General features: G+C 54.4%; 12 protein-coding genes. 7 read left to right on the top strand and 5 right to left on the bottom strand.

Translation table 11 applies throughout. The features are described from left to right. The first annotated feature begins 35 nt into the window (after window positions 1–35). Window positions 36–1973, top strand: coding sequence for a hypothetical protein (locus DQG23_RS35420; protein WP_146762448.1), 1938 nt, complete (start codon window positions 36–38; stop codon window positions 1971–1973). A gap of 257 nt (window positions 1974–2230) precedes the next feature. Here the strand turns inward: DQG23_RS35420 and DQG23_RS35415 are convergent, their stop codons facing one another. Together DQG23_RS35415 and DQG23_RS35410 are read right to left on the bottom strand one after the other, a co-directional pair. Continuing rightward, window positions 2231–2755: an SRPBCC family protein gene (locus tag DQG23_RS35415; protein ID WP_113035774.1), complete on the bottom strand. Its 525-nt coding sequence runs from the start codon at window positions 2753–2755 to the stop codon at window positions 2231–2233. A gap of 577 nt (window positions 2756–3332) precedes the next feature. After that, complete coding sequence (locus DQG23_RS35410; RefSeq protein WP_113035773.1) at window positions 3333–6221, bottom strand: family 78 glycoside hydrolase catalytic domain; 2889 nt, start codon at window positions 6219–6221, stop codon at window positions 3333–3335. 315 nt (window positions 6222–6536) lie between these two features. Here DQG23_RS35410 and DQG23_RS35405 point away from each other — a divergent pair, with 315 nt between their 5' ends. Together DQG23_RS35405 and DQG23_RS35400 are read left to right on the top strand one after the other, a co-directional pair. After that, entirely contained in the window at window positions 6537–7373 is an 837-nt protein-coding gene (locus tag DQG23_RS35405; protein ID WP_146762447.1) for a helix-turn-helix domain-containing protein, read from the top strand. A gap of 11 nt (window positions 7374–7384) precedes the next feature. Beyond that, window positions 7385–8164, top strand: a complete 780-nt coding sequence (locus DQG23_RS35400) for a GNAT family N-acetyltransferase (RefSeq protein WP_238178187.1) — start codon at window positions 7385–7387, stop codon at window positions 8162–8164. A gap of 88 nt (window positions 8165–8252) precedes the next feature. Here the strand turns inward: DQG23_RS35400 and DQG23_RS35395 are convergent, their stop codons facing one another. Next, window positions 8253–8642, bottom strand: coding sequence for a VOC family protein (locus tag DQG23_RS35395; protein ID WP_113035771.1), 390 nt, complete (start codon window positions 8640–8642; stop codon window positions 8253–8255). Between the two features lie 153 nt (window positions 8643–8795). Continuing rightward, window positions 8796–9350, bottom strand: coding sequence for an SMI1/KNR4 family protein (locus tag DQG23_RS35390; protein WP_113035770.1), 555 nt, complete (start codon window positions 9348–9350; stop codon window positions 8796–8798). 116 nt (window positions 9351–9466) lie between these two features. Between DQG23_RS35390 and bcp the strand changes: the two genes are divergently transcribed. Continuing rightward, entirely contained in the window at window positions 9467–9979 is a 513-nt protein-coding gene (bcp, locus tag DQG23_RS35385; RefSeq protein WP_113035769.1) for a thioredoxin-dependent thiol peroxidase, read from the top strand. 316 nt (window positions 9980–10295) lie between these two features. Continuing rightward, window positions 10296–11399, top strand: a complete 1104-nt coding sequence (locus tag DQG23_RS35380; protein WP_113035820.1) for a glycoside hydrolase family 88 protein — start codon at window positions 10296–10298, stop codon at window positions 11397–11399. Window positions 11400–11772: 373 nt separating this feature from the next. Here DQG23_RS35380 and DQG23_RS35375 read toward each other — a convergent pair whose 3' ends face one another. Then, window positions 11773–14058: a helix-turn-helix domain-containing protein gene (locus DQG23_RS35375; RefSeq protein WP_113035768.1), complete on the bottom strand. Its 2286-nt coding sequence runs from the start codon at window positions 14056–14058 to the stop codon at window positions 11773–11775. 244 nt (window positions 14059–14302) lie between these two features. On the opposite strand from DQG23_RS35375, the gene DQG23_RS35370 reads away from it, so the two are divergent. Both DQG23_RS35370 and DQG23_RS35365 read left to right on the top strand, forming a co-directional pair. After that, window positions 14303–16006, top strand: coding sequence for an extracellular solute-binding protein (locus DQG23_RS35370; RefSeq protein ID WP_113035767.1), 1704 nt, complete (start codon window positions 14303–14305; stop codon window positions 16004–16006). A gap of 37 nt (window positions 16007–16043) precedes the next feature. Beyond that, window positions 16044–18740: a glycoside hydrolase family 38 N-terminal domain-containing protein gene (locus tag DQG23_RS35365; RefSeq protein ID WP_158560868.1), complete on the top strand. Its 2697-nt coding sequence runs from the start codon at window positions 16044–16046 to the stop codon at window positions 18738–18740. Window positions 18741–19342 lie beyond the last annotated feature (602 nt).

Here is a 19342-nt window from a genome sequence, read left to right as displayed (position 1 = left end):
CCGAAAAAATACGAAAAGAGGTATCTTTACATTCGATGAATAATAAGAAGATTGCGATAATAACCGAAAATAAAAGCGACCTGTCCGAGCTGTTGCAAAAAGCGATCCCTGGAACCCGGATCATCAAGCCGGAGCACTTGACATTGGTCGATCTGGACGCTTTCGATGCGATCGCCGTTCTTGGCGGCACGCAAGAAAAGCCGCTGATGCTGCAACCGCGAAGCCGGGCGAGCATTGAAGCGCAAATCAAGCGGGGCAAGAAAGTTTTTATTGAGTACTGCAGCGCCGTCGGGTTGAGTTATTATGGCCCGCCGACGCCTACCCGCTTCGATCGCCTTGTATTTTGCGGGGAGGACGGCGGGGAGTTCGGGCTGAGTCAAGGGGACTTGCTGGATGACCAGTGCAATACAGCTTTGCGAAGTTATCCTTCCGCTCATCCTGAATATCGTCCTGTTCTGCAATATATCCGAAAGGATGCGCATCGCCGCATTCCGGTTAGTCCGGAGCTGTACGAGGACTCCACCTATCGTGCGCTGTGGCTGGAAAACAATGATCGCCTGATGGTCTGCACGATTCGCCTATGCAATTTTGTCAAAGCCCGTTTTTCGCCATTGACAAAATGGAAGGGGCTTGCCGATTACATCGTGAGCTGGCTTTATGATGAACGAGTGACGATTAGCGGCTTCATTGAGGATGCGTACAGCACTCGCGCGTTTGCCGGGGAAGACAGCTTTGAAGCGAGATTGCGGGAATCGATCCAGCAGGGCGTCTCCTGGTTCCGCGAAGCGGGACTGCTCATCGATGAGGGCAGAGAAGGAATCATGGAAGGGATCGCCACGGAGATTTATCCCGATGGGAAGCAGCGCGTATTGACGGATGTTCGCAACGATTGCACCGGTGAGGTGTCGATGGCCTATTTCATGCATTATTTGTTGACCGGCGACCCCAATAGCAAGCTCGTTTCGGACCGGCTTATTTCGGTATGCTTTGATGTTTTGCAGGAGAAAGAAGAAGCACGGCTCAAAGGCATGCTGCGCTGGTCGGGCTGGCAATGGGGGATCTGTTACCAGGATGACGCGGCAAGGGTGCTGATTCCGCAGCTGCTCAAATGCCTGTACACCGGCAGCGATGATTATTTGGCTGAATGTACGGATGCACTCCATTTTCTGGTCTCGACGACGGGAACCGACGGTACGCGCATCGGCCGCACGAATAATATGTATCTGACGGAAGCGGAAATACGAAGGCTGGCTTCGGAGCCGGGGAATTTTCCGAGCGGCCATTACAACGGTTATTATTTGGCTTCGTTGCTGCTTGGCTATCAATTGACGGGAATCGAGCTGTTTAAGGAAACGGCTGTCAAAGGCATGCGAACGATAATGGACGCCTACCCGAATACGAGGAGGGAGCATAGCGAAACCCAGGAGATGTGCCGGCTTATCCTGCCGCTAGCCTGGTTGTATTGGGTTACGAATGACGATGAGCATAAAGAGTGGCTGTACCGGGTCACGAAGGATTTGCAGCGGGTTCGCCATTCCTCCGGCGCTTATCTGGAATGGGACACCGGATATCAAGCAAACCGCAGCGTCAAAAACGACACCGAGGAATGCTCTTTACTGACGAACAACGGCGATCCGATCGCGGATTTTCTCTATTCCGTCAACTGGCTGCCGATCGGCTTTATGCAGGCTTACTTTGTTACTGGCGACGATTATTTCATGGAGCTATGGCGGGACCTGGCGAAGTTTATGATATCCGCGCAGCTTCGCAGCGGCAACAAGCAGCTGCATGGCGGCTGGGCGCGCGCTTTTGACGTCGAGTTGATGGAAGTATTCGGCTTGCCCAAAGACACCGGCTGGGGCCCGTGGGTCATCGAATCGGGCTGGACGGTCGCGGAAATCGTCTCCGGCCTGGCGATGGGTGCGATGAGCGAACGGCTCAAGCCGTTTTATTCCTGTAGGGTGGTTGAATGAATGTAGGTGTCTAAGGAGCCTCATTCGCTCCGTCATATCTTCATCTCTTCCTTCTGTTTTTGAATTAAGAAGCCCGCTTAAGCGTCCAAATTCAGGCACTGATTTTGCGATTGTGCACAATAAAGACCGTCCGGAAAGCTTGCCGGACGGTCTTTATTGTACGGCCAGGCAACGGCCTGCTTTTGCGGCTGCGCCGAGCTGCGAAAGGATAATAGTAGTTCAGCAGGAAGTTGACCCAGTCCCAGCGGTACGCGGATCTAATCCAAAGGAACATTGCCGGCTGAGATTCCCGCAAGAAGGCCGTCCAGGCTGTTCAACGTTTCGGTAAGGCCTGCGATCATGCCCATATCGAGCGTTTCTTTGAGTTCCTTCGCCGTTTTGAACTGGAAGACAATATTGAGCTTGGTCCGGCCCTCGTATTCGGCGAACGTCATCGTTGCGAGCTGCTCGGGAATATCGTCGGTCGGGTTGGCGTGCTCATCCGCGAATGTACATGTGTAAACGATACGCTCCGGCGCGACGATTTCGCGATATATGGCTTTGACCCAATGCTCGTCGCCTTGAGGCGATCTCATGCTGTAATGCCATACTCCGCCCGGGCGAAGGTCGATGTTGCAAACCGGAATCGTATAACCGCCCGGCGCCCACCAGCGCGAAAGGTGCTCGGGTTGCGTAAACGCTTGGAATACGAGCTCCCTTGGCGCATTGAACATGCGCTCCACCGAAAATTCGCGTTCTCCTGCTTTGGTCGTGAGACTGCTTGCTGGACTGTTTTGCGTCATGTGAAATCCTCCTTGTTTTAAATGATAGCGCCTAATATGCTAAGTTTCGTCAGGTTCGAATGCTTTGATGCGGGTTTGTTTGGAATAAGCGTAGTTAATCTTGATTTGAATATACCGTATTAAGAATATTCCTGTCAAGGAATGTTTGGGCGGCTAAGAGATGGCAGCGGAGTTAACGGCACTAATCATATTCACCAAAATTCGTATTTGGCAGCATTTCAAGAGAAGACAACAATTAACAGGGTATAACCTATGGATGCCCGGAATCGCGTATGGAGGAGAGGAAGCCTGCGGTCAGGGAAACGCATGATTTGACGGGGAGTTCTAAAGCAAAGGGGTTGTCCGAAAAGGGTAAGCTAAAGTGAGCGGATCCCATAAATGATGCAAAAAGAACCTTCAAAACCACTATGTAAGTGGAATTGAAGGTTCTTTTGTTAAACAAGATCGCGTATGAAGCTGGGGCCGAAAATTCCGAAAGCGACTTTTGGGTCAGCCCCCGTTGCAAGTAAAACCAGGTGAAAGCAAGAGGCGCAAAACCGGAAGTTTGACGGAGCAGGAGTCCGGCGCGAAAACCCGGTCAGCCCAGCCGCACAACCTCCGTCTCCGCCTCATAGCCGTCCGGAGGCTGAATAAGCAGCTCCAGGCCGCGCGGGGCTTCGATCCGCAGCCGGATGCGGCGGGCGGCTTCGTCGAGCCGCCATGAAACGGCGATGCTGCCGCCGTCCGGCAGCGGCACGGTGCCGCGGGCCCAGGTCAGGCCGGCCGGCTGAGGCTCGACGATGACCTTCGACCAGCCGGGATCGGCGCCGCGAACGCCCAGCGTATAAGCGCCGAGGAAATATGCGGGGCCGGCGGACCAGGCGTGGCAGTGGCTGCGCGTCGGCATTTTCGGTCGGTTAACCGGGTCGGGGTACATCTCCCAGCAGGTGGTGGCATCGTTTTCGACCATAGCGCCGTAATTGGTTCTTATATCTTCAAGCAAGACGTCGAAGCGGCCCAGCTTCACAAGCGCTTCATGATAAAAGAACGACATGAACGGACTTCCGATTTGCACGAACGCGGCAGGCGGCTCCGTCAAATAACGCTCGATCGTCTCTGCGCGCTCGCCCTCCGCAATACCGCAAAGACTTGCGACTACCTGCGTCTGCATACTGGTCGTAGCGGATGGCCGTCCGTCTTCATGTAAACAATCGATGTACGCTTGGCGGCTTTCATCCCACAAATGCATATTGATTGCTTCCCGCAAACGATCTGCATAGGCGATATACGTCCGGCTCTTCGCGTCGTCCCCGGCGACGGCGGCAAGCCCGGCCGCATCGCGGAGCGCTTTCGTCATAAACATGTTCTGCGGCGTGACGATGCCCGCGTTAGGCTGCTCGAACGGCGCCCAGTCAAGCAAATTCCAGCCTCGCATATTCAGCAGACCGCGCTCGTCGAGATTTTGCATATAACGGTCGAGCGTTTGTTCCGCCTGCGGCCACATTTCCTCCGCGAAGGTGCGGCTGCCTTTATACTTGTAATATTCGGCGCAGGCGGTAACCCAGAAGAACGTCCAATTCGGAATGACGCTGCTCCAGCCGCTCGGTACCTGATCGGCATAAAGCGGAGTCTGGAACTTGGAGCCCGGGACCAGCCGCAGGCACCGCTCGACGATCTCGGAAGCGCCGAACATATAATAGCCGATCAGCGCTTCGTTGCGCGCGTCCCCAACCCAGAACGTTTGCTCGAATGCCGGGCAATCGACGAACGTATCTTCCATGCAAAGGCGGGTCGTATGGCGGCTGATTTGCCAAATATCGTTCAGCATCGGGTCGGAGCATTGGAAGCGCCCGATTTCCGCAATCGGGAAATTGCTTTGCAAAAGCTTAACCTCGTAAAGCTTTACCGGCGAAGCCGCGCCGCGAATCGCGATCATCAAATAGCGCAGCCCTCTGCGGACGAAGGACGTATAGGCTTGACGCCCTTCGCGGCTCGTGTAGCGAAGCGTATTGTCGAGCTGGTACGTATGCTGGATCCAGCCGTCGCGCATATACTCGTAGCCGTAAAAATCGACGATCGTACCTGCGGCTGCCTCCAATTCAAACGATAGGTAACCGGAAAGCTCGCGGCCGAAGTCGACGATCATCTCGGTATCCCGGCCGGAATATAACGGGATGACCGACGGATCGCAGCTCGCGATGACCATATTTTGCAGATTGTGGGGGACAACCTGAGGTTCCGACTTTTTCCAGACGAATGCTCCGAACGCGTCTTGAGCATTGAAGTATTCGGCCGGGAAAGGCTTGACCCATTCCGCAAATTCGCTCAAGCCGGCGGCATCGGCCAAGCTTTTGGCCCGAATGTAGTCCGGATGATCGCGCTTCAGATGCGTAGGGGCCTGGTGGTCGATATGCTCGGCCGTATCGAACGGACCGACGGTCACGAACGGAGTTGCTTGTCCGTCTCCAAGCGGGGATACGACTTCGAACGTCTCCTCGCTGTCGAAACCGATATGGAAGGCATGTCCATGGCTGGTGCCGGTAACGTCCATCATGAAAAAGTTGTCCCCTTGCCGCAGCTCCACGGTCAAGTAGCGCTCCGGCAAATCTCCGGTAAACGAGTCCGCTTCATACCAAGTCCCATTTATGCTGCACGGCCCGAAAATACGGCCATCATCGGTAATTCCGATAGTTGCCCGGGCCGGCTTGTTAATGCGGATGACGGCCGCCAAATAACCGCTGAACGATACATTGTTCGCGTGGTCGGCGCTATTCGGCACAAATTGGGAGCGCAAGTCGAGGGCGGCGAGCCAAGACGCGGGCGTAACGGCGCTCAAAGCTTCGACGCGTACAGGATATGTCGGCTCCTCGGTCAAATGGGGAATGTCGCGTTCAACGAGCCGTACCCACGGCTCCATCCCGACAGGGCCGATGACGGCGGCATTTTTCCAGCTTGCATCGTCATAGCCGGTGGCCATCCAACCTTCGTCCCAAGCTCGCGCATCGGTTATTTCGGTAAAAGCTTGCTGGCACGACATACGGGAAGAGCTTGCCTCATGTCCGGCGTGAACGGCGGTTTTCCAGGTTTCGTCTGTTGCGAGCAAAGTTGTTTTCACGCCGTCTGCGGCAGCCGTTTCGAGCTCCGCTACAAGCCCGCCGCGCCCGCGCAAATAATAGAAGTTGGAAACCCCGAAATGCAAAACTAACACGGCGACGGTATTCGTTTCGCCCGGCTTCAGCAAATGACCGATTTCATATTCGTCGTATTTGAGCTCGAACGGCCACGATCTTACGGGTCCGCGTCCGACTTGCTTGCCGTTTACGTACAGAACGTAACGGGAATCGGCCGTTATCCGGATGGAGCAGCCTTTTTGTCTTTCATTCGCGTCATACGTAAACGTTTTGCGGAAACAGCGCCATTCGTTCCTTGGGCTTTCAACGCCGCTTCCCCATATCCATTGCGCTTTCCACGCCGCTTGCTCCGTCATTGCAAATCGACCTCCGTGTTTATATTGTTCCAGACATTTTTCCCGATCGGTAATGGTGTGGCGTATGCGTCACCGAAAAGACAGCTTTATTTTAATACCCGAAAGCGGTTGTTTTTAGGGTTGATTCGGCTATAAAATGGGGTTAATTCGGACATTTTTAACACTGCGGCTTTTCCGACAAATTCGGAGGAACCGCGACGGGAGGCGGTACGGCTGAAAGCCAAACGAATCGTCAAAACGGACGACGGAAGCAATTACTTAACGCCGGAGCTCCCCATCTACGTCAATCGGGTGCGGGAAACGTTCGTCCTCGAGTTGCATAATCACGCTTTTGTCGAAATCAATTATGTCAGCGAAGGGGCGGGCTTTCAGTACATCGAAGGGCGGACGATTCCTGTGGTGAAGGGCGATCTTTTTTATTTGCCGATCGGCGCCTCCCACGTTTTTCGACCCGCCTCGCCGCAGAAGGACCGCAATCGTCTGATCGTATACAATTGCTTGATGGGCGAAGCTTTCCTCAGGCAGCTTGTGAAGGCGTTCCCGCTCGGAGAGCGCCTGTCGAGGATGCTCGCAGCCGAGTATCCGGAGCAGCCCTGGCTGCATCTTAAGGACCGGGACGGTACGTTTCAGCTGCTGTTCAATACGCTGATGGATGAATACGCGCGGAAGGGAACGGATTTCTATCCGCTGCTTCAGGCCGAGGCGCTGCGGCTGCTCGTTCATATAAACCGATTGCAGCATTCGCATCAGGGGGAGGAAGCGCTGCCGGGCGACGATTTCTCGCCAAGCCTGAAAGAGCCTGCGGCCGATCCGCTTGATCGCGCCATCGCACGGATGAGAGGACGTCCGGACGAAACGCCGACCGTAGCTCAGCTTGCCGCAGAGTCCGGATTGAGCGAGCGCCAGTTCAGGCGCCGTTTTGCGATGAGGACGGGGATGAGCTACACGGACTACGTTCATAAAATGCGCGTTGAAGCAAGCTGCAATCTGCTGCGAACGACAACGGACAAAATCGCGGCGATCGCACAACAGGTCGGCTACCAGGACATTAAATTTTTCAACCGGCTGTTCAAAAGCAAAACGGGCATGACGCCGAGAGAATACCGCGGGATGGAGCGGAAGCGGCTATTTCCCTTGGACAATAAACAGTGAGGATGATGAATATGGCGACGAACATTTCGATCAAAATGGGGCGGTCGTTCCTGACCGAGTTGCGGCTAGGCAAGGGTTCCTCGAAGCTGCAAGGAATGCGGAGCTTGTCTGAACCGCAGGCGAATGAGGGGAACGATACGCTGTCTGAAAAGGGAAGGGAGGGTCTGACCGAACTGCAGAGAGCTGCGGATAACGATACGCTACTTGAAAAGAAAGGGCGGATATTGACCGAACTGCAGTCGTATGAGAGAGCTGACGAGCTGCCTGCCGGTTACCGGCTTCGGCTGTTTATGCCCGGCGATGAAGCGAATTGGGCGCGCATCGAAACGGAGGCGGGCGAATTTGCGTCCGTCGATGATGCTATGAACCGGTTCCGCGATGAATTCGGGGCGTCGATCGACGATATGCGCGAGCGGTGTATCTTCATCGAGAACGGGGAGGGCGAGCCGATCGGCACCGCTACTGCCTGGTACAAAACGATCGCCGGCGAATGCTTCGGCCGTCTGCATTGGGTGGGCATCGTTCCGAAGGAACAGGGGCGCAAGCTTGCGAGACCGCTCGTCGCCGCCGCGCTGCGAGTGCTTGCCGCGAAGCACGGAAAAGCGATGCTGACCTCACAGACGGATAGCTGGAGAGCGATCAAGATGTACCTTGATTTCGGCTTTGTGCCGCTGCTTGACGGGACGGAAGATTGTATGGAAGCCTGGCGGTGGCTGGAGAGTCAGCTCGGCCTTGCGATTATGCCGTTAGCTGTTGCCGAGGACATGTTTTTCGAGGGAGCGGAGGTGTAGGCCGGACGCGGGCAGCGAAGTACAGCCGGGGCACCGGTGCCGCTAAGAAAAAGGCTCGCCCGGCACATGCCGGTCGAGCCGAATATTTTCATCGCGTCGATTGGAAAAACTCGATCCATTCCCCGTCAGGGCCGTGGAAAAAGAAGTAGCGCGACCCGTTAGGCAGCGTCGTTATTTCCTGATCGATGAGCTGCACGTCCAGCGAGCGGATGCGGGCGAATTCCTCCTCGACATCGTCGATGCGGAACGCCAGATGATGCACTTTGCCTTCCTGCGGAAGACCGGCGTTATAGCCTTCGATCAGCTCGAGCTCCGTCTCGCCTTCTTTGCCGAAGCCGAGGAAAGCCAGACGTATGACGCCGTTCGTATGAAGCAGCGTATCCTTGTGCGTAAGACCGACAATTTCCTCGTAAAACTTGATGGACGCCTCCAAATTTTGCACCATGACGCCGACATGCTCCAATCTCGTTCTTGCCATGAGCGGGACACCTGCCTTATTTGTATAGTGTAACAGCTAGCTTGATTGTAGACGAACCAAACGCCGGGTTCAACGGGGAATTCTCTGGCTGCCGCTTCGGTTAATGCAATTTTGGCAGCTCGCTTAATCGTACGCTCAAGCGACATCGAACCGCTATTTATTCAGCTCGTCATCCAGCGATGTGGTCCCCAAGCAAAGCTCCGCGAAGGAATCCGCGACCTTCCTGCAGTCCTCGTAACCCAAATTGCCGGAGTGGGCCGCAACAATCGGGTACTCGCCATCCCTCAACGCTTCCCGCATATCGAAAATATAATGATTGCCGCAGCCGTCCATGCCGAAAGAAACCGCTCCGCTCATATACTGCGGAAATTCGTACGCCAGGTTCATCTTCCTAAGCTCAGCCGCCTCGAAAAACTGAAAATACCTGTCTCCGTTTCCGAATTCTCCGCCGTTCGAATACCCGAGAAACTCGATATAGCTGTTAGGCAGCTTTTGATTCGGGATGGTCCACCTGGCGGGATCGAAGGGCCGATACTGACTATATAGAGGATCCGTGACGGGAAAAGGATTCCGCTGCCGTTCCGTAATCTCCGCGATTTCTTTTGCGGTCATCGGCGAATTCCACTCGCTAAGGAAGCGATGCAGATCGTCTTTGGCCAAGCCTTTCTTCTTCTCATATTCCTTCCCGAACACCGTACTCCATAACATGGCGGGTCCCCCTTGCGAAAGTGCTGTATTAACACCACTATACCCGTCCGTTTCGTTTGCTGTCCATGGCGGTTGCGGTATAATAATGGAATGAGGATTGGAAAGGAAGATGCTTCATGACTGAAATAACCGAAACGTCCGGCGGCGAAGAACGCACGATACCCGTGCTCGGAGAGCTTGCTCCCGATTTCGAGCTTCCGGCTTCCACCGGCAAAAAAATAAAGCTTAGCAAGCTGCGCGGCAAAAAGGTCGTGCTTTACTTTTATCCGCAGGACATGACGCCGACCTGTACGCAGGAATCCTGCGATTTCCGCGACTATAACGGCAAGCTGAAACGCGCCGGAGCGGTCGTGCTTGGGATCAGCCCGGACGATCTGAAGCGGCATGCGAAGTTTATCGAGCAGTACGAGCTGCCGTTCCCGCTGCTGGCCGATACGGAGCTTGAGATATGCAAGCTGTACGGCGTTTGGGCGCTCAAAAAGCTGTACGGCCGCGAATATATGGGCGTCGAGCGGTCGACGTTCCTGATCGATGCGGAAGGCAAGCTTGTTCGCGAGTGGCGCAAAGTGAGAATCAAGGGCCATGTCGATCAGGTGCTTGAAGCGGTGAAGGCGCTAGGGAAGAGCTGAGAGCTGAAATTACCGGGTGAGCTGCGGCGGGGACAAAAGCGATCGCTCTGCAAATCGCTGCCGAAGCGTTTTGTCGGCTCGATTCCGAAGGAGCGGGAAGAAGCGGCCTCATTCGAGGGCTGCAGCTTCTTCGGGATTTACCGGCAGGCCTTTTTTGCCGCTGCTGGGCGGGGGGGTTGGTTTCGCGGGTTTGTTCTTCTTTTGTAAGGCGTGAATCTGCGAGATAGATATAGCGAAGGGGGCTGGAACGATGAGCAGTCAATCCGATTTTTTCAACGCTAAAGACAGCGCTTTCAATTCGGTGGAAGCTAGGTTTATGGCGAGCTTGGACAACACATGGGCGGATGTCGAACGAAAGGTGCGGCGCATGGCCGGACAAATCGGGGACAAATCGCCGCACGTCGCCAAAGACGGCGTATATGACGATATGCGGGTCGACTGGTGGACGTCGGGCTTTTGGCCGGGCATCCTCTGGATCATGTACGATATGACCGGCGACGTAGCGTTCCGCGACCAGGCATGGGAGTGGGATGCGCGAATCGAGCAGTGCCTCGTGCGGGAGTCGAATTTGCATCATGACGTAGGCTTTCAATTTCTGCCTACGGCCGTTCTGAAATATAGGATTACCGGCGATGCCGACGGGAGGCGCAGAGGGCTGCAGGCCGCAAACTTCCTTGCGGGACGCTTCAACATCGCGGGAAGCTTCCTGCGCGCTTGGAATCAGGACAAAACCGGCTGGGCGATCATCGACTGCAGTATGAATTTGTCGCTGTTGTTCTGGGCGGCCGAAGAAATCGCGGACCCGCGCTTCCGGCATATCGCTTGCGCCCATGCGGGCACGGTGCTGCGGCATTTTATCCGCGAGGACGGCTCAGTCAGGCATATCGTCAGCTTCGACCCGGAGACCGGCGAGTTTCTGGAGGCGCTCGGCGGACAAGGCTTCGGGCCGGATTCCGGCTGGAGCCGCGGCCAGGCGTGGGCGCTGTACGGCATGGCGAACACGCACCGGTTCACGGGCGAGGCGCGGTATTTAAACGCCGCGAAACGGGTCGCGCATTACTTCCTCGCCTCGCTCGAACCGGATCATGTGCCGCTGTGGGATTTCCGCACCGGCGGCGGCGCCTCTTCGGAGCCGCGCGACACGTCGGCGGCCTCTTGCGCCGCTTCCGGGCTGCTGGAGCTGGCGAAGCTGGTGCCTGCGGCGGAAGCGGGCTTTTACCGCAATGCGGCGCTGCGTATTCTCGCTTCGCTGACGGAGCGTTACGCTTCGCTGGGTGAAGCCGGCGGGCAGGAGCTGCTGCGCGAAGGGACAGGCAATAAGCCCGCGGGTCAGAACGTAAACGTCGGCCTTATTTATGGCGACTACTATTACGTCGAAGCGCTCGCCAAGCTGAAAGACTGGAGCCGGACGGTGTTTTGATATTTTCCCGCGGACCCGCGTTTGGAAAGGCTACTACGCAATCAAGTCTAACTCCAAGGATTGCTGAAGACACGGTTACGATAGTAAACACGGAAATCGTAATAGTTATGCATGAACCGTGCGCCTAATGTAGGAAACCTCACTGTTAATGAGGCTTTCCGCATTATTTCACCGGTAAAACGCTCGTTCTCGCCCGTTCGTGAGGCAAACGCAACTATTCATTTCGTTTGCCTCACTATTAGTTGCATTTGCCTCATTAACTCGCCGGAACACGGGTTTTCGGCGAGAAATAGTGAAGTTTGCCTCATGAACAGTCAACTTTTCCTAACTATTTCTCCAGGGCATAAGTCATCAGCGGCATTGGAGCGAACCTTCATTCCGCATTCTCCATCGGCGAGCCGGAGCCCATGTCCTCCCCGCCGCGTTGTCTCCGGTATTCGCCGGGCGAGAGGCCGGTCGCTTTCCGGAACATGCGGATGAACGAGTTCACCTGGTAATAGCCGACCTGCTCGGCAATGTCCTGAATTTTATGCTTCGTGCTCAGCAGCAGCTCCTTCGCTTTGCGCAGGCGAAGCTCCGCAACGTAATCGAGGAAATTCATTCCCGTTTTCTCCTTGAAATATTTCGAGACGTAATGGATCGATACCCCAAGCTCATCCGCTACCATTTCCAGAGAAATATCCTTGTCGTAATGCTCGCTGACGTATTTCATCAACAGATGCTTGATCGGATCGGTTCCTTCCTTCTTCTCCACGATCATCCGAATGGCTTCGGACAAAAAGCGCTCGCACAGCTCGACGTAGTTTTGCAGGCAGACGCATTCCTTGATTTTCCGGTAAGGCGATTCCGCATCCAGCACGGAGCTTATATCGAGGTTCATCGTCAGCATCGTTTTGATCGTTTTCGCCACGATTTCTTTGACGAAGTCGGCGTACTGCTGGGCGGTCGTGTCCATGTTCTCCATCCGATAAAGCTGCCGCGTAACGACGGAGACGGCGTTCGTCTCCTGCCCGGCCTGCAAATAGGCGAGAAACTCCTGCTCCTGTGCGGGAGTAAACCCGGCCACAAGCGGCTCGGAGGGCATTTCGACAATGATTTGCGTTTCGGAGCCCAGCTTGCGCCGGTTCACCATCTCCAGCGTTTCCTCATATGCGGCCGTAAAGTCGGAGGGGCTGCGCAGAACGGGCTTCACGGCTATCGTAAAATAGCAAAAATCCTTATCCTGATCGAAGACGAGCTTCAGCCGGTCCAGCATGGGGAGGAGATCGGCCGATTCTTGCTCGCAGAAAATGAGTGACAATATTTGGTCCTTCTCGATTTGCAGCGTTACCGGATCGTCGAACCTTTCGGAGAGTGCGATATGAATATATTCGCGGATGTAAGACATCGCTCTGTCCCGTTCCTTCTCCGCCAGCATGCCGAACCGCTCCGTTGCGGTCAGATGAAAAACGGCCAAGTAAAACGGCTTATCATCGTCCGGCAGCCCGCTGTCCCCGCTGTAAATGCTTTTGGCTTTGCGCATATAGCGGAAATAGCGCAGCTGCGTAAGGTTCCGCTTCAGGTCGCCGTCGATGTCCTTTTTGGCCTGCATGAACCGGTTGACGTTGTCGTAGATGTATTGATATTCGTCGATTTTGCTTTGCAGCGGACTGTTCGTGCTGTGCTTTTGAATGGCGTTCATGATTTGCTTAATCGGATTGTTGAATTTGATGCTCAGGACGACCGAGATGAAAACGCTTAACGTAACGGCCACCACGGACATCGAAAACAGCACCATGTTAAACCGCGACATTTCGCCCGCGATAATCGTGTTCGGCACGACGCTCACATAGGTCGTTCCGGTCAGCGTCCCTCTTTTATGGAAGAGGTAATAATCGTCTCGCTTCACATAGTCCTGGGCGTCGGTAAACCCGCTTGCAAAATCGGCCGCAAGCCCGGTCCCGGGCGGTTCCGCGGAAGAACGGTACAACTGCCGGCCTTCCTCGTCAAACATATAAAAATTCGTCTGATTCGAATTGTAGAAGGCGGCGAACATTTTTTCGGCATTCAGCATGGCTGCGATATAAAATTGATCGATCGCTTTATTTTTAATGATGAAAGGAAGAAGAGTCCGGTTCGTAATTTTCTTTTTGTCGCTGAAGTCCGCTTGCGGGAACAGCTTCATTTTATAGGATTGGTCCAATTGCTCGCGCCAGAAGGGAACTGCGTATTCTTTGCTGATGTAATGCTCGGTGAATATCAGATCGGTTTGGCTGGGACCGGCTTTATCGATGGTGAAATCGTTTTTATGAAACTGTAAAATGATGTTGTCGAGGAACAAAAAATCGTTGTTCGTAATCGTCTTGATCTCGTCGACGACCTGATTGACGGGATCGATTTGGAGGGAATTTCCCGTCTCGTTCAGCAAAGCGACTTTATCGCTGAAGTAAAGATGGACGACCGTATTCTGAATGATTTGAAAATGGTTCTCGAACCGCTCGACGGCATTGGACAAGTTGGATCTGTTGTTGCGGATGATTTCCTTTTCGAGATTGTCGCTGAAGAAGGCGAAGGTGAAAAAGTTGAAGGACAGAAGCAGCGCAGTAAGACCGACAAAGCCGCCTAACAGCTTGATGAAGAGGGAATTTCTTTTGAAGGGGAAAGGCTTTCTCGTCGGCATTTTCTCACCTCTGACAAGATTAATGTAACGGAAGCTTCCGAAAAATTATCCTCATTGTAGCACAGGGGCCGTCACGCACCAAGAATCCGGCATATTCAATTTAAGGGAATGTATGCAATTTCGGCGTTGCGGCCGATATGGGCCATTTTAACCGAAATCGGGGCTGTCTTTGCCGGGGCGGAGGACTTACATTCGAGTCATGGAAGTGTGCGCGGAACCATGATTCCAAAGGGGGAAGGCGCGAGTGATCACGAAGCTTTGGAACGGAATGAGGCGGTCGGGGCTAATGGCGCTTGTAGCGGTTACGGCTGCTGCAGCGGCTCTTTCAGGCTGTATGTCGGACGGGAGTTCCTCGAATGGAGGCGGAACGAAAGAGGACGGCAAAGGGAATGTGCCGAGTATCAGTCCGTCCGAATTGGGGCTGGAGCCCGTGGAGGGGAAGTACGATCCGCCGCTCGAGCTGAGCATGGTCAATTTTATGTACGGGGCCCCGAAATTTTCCGAAGGGGAGGATATGAACGACAACCGCTGGGTCAATTACATTAGAGAGCAATACGGGATTATTTTGAGAACGCTGTGGGAAGCGCCGACCGATCAATTGGAGCAAAAGGTGAATATGATGATCGCCTCCGGCGATATACCGGATATCGTGCTGGTGACGCCGACGCAGCTCGTCCAGCTGACGAAAGCGGGCATGATCGAGGACTTGACGGATGTCTACGAGCGGCACGCGCCCCGAAGCGTCAAGGATGTCGTCGAAAGCGCCGGGCAGGAGGTGCTGGAATCCGCGACGATTAACGGCCGCCTGATGGGGCTGCCTTTCACGGGGACGGAGAAGGAGAACGTTCCCGTCCTATGGATCCGCGAAGATTGGATGAAGAGGCTGAACATGCCGGAGCCGAAAACGATGAACGATCTGTTCGCGATTTCGGAAGCGTTCTCAACCATGGATCCTGACGGCAATGGAAAGCAGGATACGTTCGGATTGCCGCTCGACAAAAATTTATATATGCTCACCGCGATATTCAACGGCTATCATGCCTATAGAGGAAACTGGATTAAGGACCGGGACGGCAAGCTTGTTTACGGCAGCGTGCAGCCGGAAGTGAAGCAGGTGCTCGCCAAGCTGCAGGAGCTTTACAAGGCCGGGCAAATCGACAAGGAGTTCGGTGTGAAGGATATGCTCAAAATCGAAGAAAGCGTGGGGCGGAATCAGCTCGGCATCTATTTCGGCACGATGACCGGGGGGTATGCGTTGTCCCATTTTACCCCGGGCGTCAAATGGCTTCCTTACCCTGTGCCTTCGAGCGACGGCAAGCTTCCTTTGCTGCAGCATCCGCTCAACATCACCTACGGATACTGGGTCGTCAAAAAAGGAGTGACGCATCCGGAGGCCATCTATAAGCTGGCCGATTTGTGGCTAAAGCTTTTTTACGAAAACAAAAACGACGAGGTGTACGACAAGTTCAACACGGACACGAAGGTGGGGTACTGGACGGCAGCTCCGATCAAACTGTATAAGCCTTTTAAAAACATGGAAATTTCCCTTCATCTGGAGCCGCTCCTGAAAAGCGGGAAGCGGGCGGACGCCGGGCAGCTGGGCAAGCTGACGCCCGAAGAGCGTCAGGTGTACGACATGATCCAGGCATACAAAGCGGGCGACCAGAAGCTGTGGTTTTACGCTTCGCGGAACGATATCGGCGGCTCCGGCGAAATCATTTCCAACTACGTGAACAATAATCAGTTTATGCCCGATCAGTTTAACGGCACGATGACGCCGACGATGGTGCAGAAGGGAGCGATTTTGAACAAAATGGAAACCGAAATGATGACCAAGGTCATCATGGGCGCGCCGCTCAGCCTTTTCGACGAGTTTGCGGCCGATTGGAGCAAGCTGGGAGGCGAGCAGATGACGAAGGAGGTGAACGACTGGTACGCAAGGAAGTGAGGAAGCACATTCAGAGCGGAGTATGAGGGGGAAGGACATGCACGAACGTGTTCCGGATATCAGCAAGGTGAAGGAAATTCATATCATGCCGTATTCGCATCATGATTTTGCCTGGACGTATTCCAGACAATGGCATATTCGCAGATACATTCAATGCTTTAGCGAATTGTTGGACGTGATGAACGAAAATGAGACGTTTACATGGACGATCGATAACGTGTTTCATAGCCTTCTTCCGTTTTTGGAGCATTGCCCGGAGAGGACGGAGGAGCTGAAGCGTAGGGTGAAGGAGGGGAGGATCGCCATTGCGAACGGCGGGGCCAGCTTAGTGCGGCCTACGTATGTAGGGGAAGAAACGTATGTGCGGAATATGGTTGCGGGCAAACGTTTTTTTCAATCGCTGTTCGGCACGGACGACATCGATTTTTTCCTGAACGCCGACGTCGGTTGCGGACATAGCCAGCTCCCGCAAATTTTGCGGCTGGGCGGGCATCGGTACTACCGGTTTCAAAGACCCGAGGAAGCGCTCGATATAAAAAAGGTGCCGCGGCAATTCGTCTGGGAAGGGTTGGACGGCTCCCGCATCCTCGTTTCGAGAGGCACGTACGGCGGATTTGTCGAAGCGAAATATGTCAACGGCGACTACGAAGGCGACTGGGAGCGGATCAAAGAGCAGTTTTCCCGGGAGGAGCTGCGCGAGAAGGTCGACGAATTGCTGGCCGCGGACATCGTTTGGTTGAACTACGGCTGCGACGATTGCAGGCCCATGCGCAATTTGTACGACGAGCCGCTCCAACTGCCCGCATTCGTTGAGGAGTGGAACCGGCGCGAGGAGACGAAGCTGCTTTTTTCAACGCCGAAGGCATATTTTGAAAAGCTGGAGAAGTCACCGCTGCCCGTATGGCAAGGGGTGCTTGATCCGGTTGAGCTTTCGTACAACGCTCCGCTCCGGGGAGGCCACTCGATGTGGAGAATGCGGCAGGAGCTCGACCGGCAAATCGTCAAAGCGGAAAGCTTGGCGGTGCTCGCTTCCAGCACGGGAACGGCATATCCGTATGAGGCTTTAGCGGAGCTTTGGGGCAAGCTGTTCGAAATTGCGGGGCACGCGATCGAATACGTGTTTCGGGAAGATTTTGAGGATTTATACGCAACTGCGGTTAGCGCTAAATTGACGGCTAACGCTTTGATTAAACGACTATGCGGGGAGATCGCCGCAAAGCTGCCCGCTGCCGACGGCATCCAGCACGCGGTCTTCAACAGTCTCGGCTGGGTGCGCAAGGAAATCGTGCAGCTGCATATCGCGAACCCATCCGGGCTCGACGGCTTCGAGCTTGTGGACGGGCAGGGCAGGCGCATCCCGTATCAGATCGTAGACATATGCGAATCCGAACGGTATGTCGGCTATCGCTACACCGCGGTCGATGTCACGGCGGAAATCGAAGTTCCCGCGCTAGGCTGCGCCGTCATAACCGCCGTAAGCGACGGGACGGTGCTGGCCGAACGGGTGAAGGCCGAATTTATCGACCTTTTGGCGAAACGGACGGCCAGTATACTAGGCGGCATGGTGGAGGGCGATGGCGAGCCGGAGAGCGGTAGCGGTCTGCGGACGATCGTCGACAATGGGGTCCTTGAGGTTGTTTTTGACAGAGGCAAAATCGCCAAAATCCGTGTATCCGCATCGGATCACAAATTATATGAAGAAGGCCTTGATGATACGTCCGGAATCGGCTGTTTGAAGTTCGTACAAACCGACCGTGAAATATCTTGGCTGTCTTCGTGGGCGGCGGTCAACGAGCAAGCGATGAAGCCCGTGAAATGGGAGCTGGCTGAGAACGGCCCGCTGCGGTGGATATATCGCGTAAGCGGAACGGTCGGCGGCAGCACGTTCACGCAGGACATCGTCCTGCTTAAGGGAGAGCGCGCCATCGGCTTCGACCTGCAGCTGGACAGCGCCGGAGAGGAAGGATATTTTGCCGTCGATTTCCCGGCCGACCCGGATACTCCGCTGCATGCCGACATTCCGTACGGCGTAGAGGAACGGAACCTGACGGATGAAAACTATGCAAGCTCTCCTGAAAGCTCCGTCAATTACAACGGATTCGAGCGGGGCTGGGAAGGCCAGTTTTATGCGAAAAGCTGGGCGTCTTACCGGCATGCCGGGAAGCCTGCCGCAATCGTCTCCGGGAACTGCTCCATTTATTACCGGCATGACCGGAGCAATGATGTCGTGTCGCTTGTTTTAAACCGCTCGATGCCTTTGGCCGGGAAGGTTGAGCGCTGGTTCAACCGGACGCACCCGTCCATAGAAGGCAAGGGAGTTACGAATTACCGGTATTATTTGAATTTGCCCGAACGGGACGGAGAATACGCCGATATGGCCAAGTACGCCAAGGAGAAGGCGGTACCGGTTGAAACGGCGGTTAAATACAACGCCGAATCCGCTCATCGGCTGCCGTCGGAGCTGTCGCTTATGCAGATCGATGCCGGCAATGTCGTCGTAACCGCATGCTACAAAGAGGAAGACAAGATTTTGCTTCGCTTCTACGAAGCGGGAGGTTTCGGCTCGGCGGTAACCGTAACGCCCGGCTTCCGGTTCGGCGGTGCGAGAATCGTGGATCTGCTCGGGAACGAAGCGGAAGCGTCTGCTGTAACGGTGGACGTGGACAATCGCCGCATTACGGTGAACGTAAAGCCTTGGCAAATGGTGACTCTGCAATTTGATGTGATCGAGTAATTACAGGTAGTGTAGCTGCAAGCGGGCAATAGCAAAGATGCGACAGGTGCAGAAAAGATGAGCAGTTACGATGGGTAGTAAAGAGGAGTAATGGAGAGCAGCAAAGGTGAGCGGTAAAGATGAGCGGTAAAGATGATCAATAAAGATGATCAATAAAGATGATCAATAAAGATGAGCAGTTACGATGGGTTGTAAAGAGGAGTAATGGAGAGCAGTAAAGTAAGCAGTAAACATGAACAAGAAGGAAGAAGGGGATGGCATTAGAACTCATTCTTTGTCCTCCGCCACCTAGCCGTCCGGCGCTTTCCGGGCGGTTTTTTTCACCTATCGAACTAAACTAATACTCCATCAAGTCTAAAACTAGGGATTGATAACCTGGTTATGAAAGAAAAACACGGAACTCGTAATGGTTATGCACGAACCGTGCGATTAGTGGAGAAAACCTTATTGTTCATGAGGCTGTCCTCACTATTCCACCGGTAAAACGCTTCTTTTCGCCAAATAGTGAGGCAAACGTTACTATCAATTTCGTTTACCTCACTATTAGCATTCCTGTAGGTGCTAAGATTTCGGCTTTGAATAGTACGAGCACCCTCTGTATA

It is taken from the genome of Paenibacillus contaminans (assembly GCF_003285015.1).
Taxonomy (GTDB): domain Bacteria; phylum Bacillota; class Bacilli; order Paenibacillales; family NBRC-103111; genus Paenibacillus_V; species Paenibacillus_V contaminans.
Note: the sequence above shows the minus strand (reverse complement) of the source record. Positions and strands in the feature narration are given on the sequence as shown.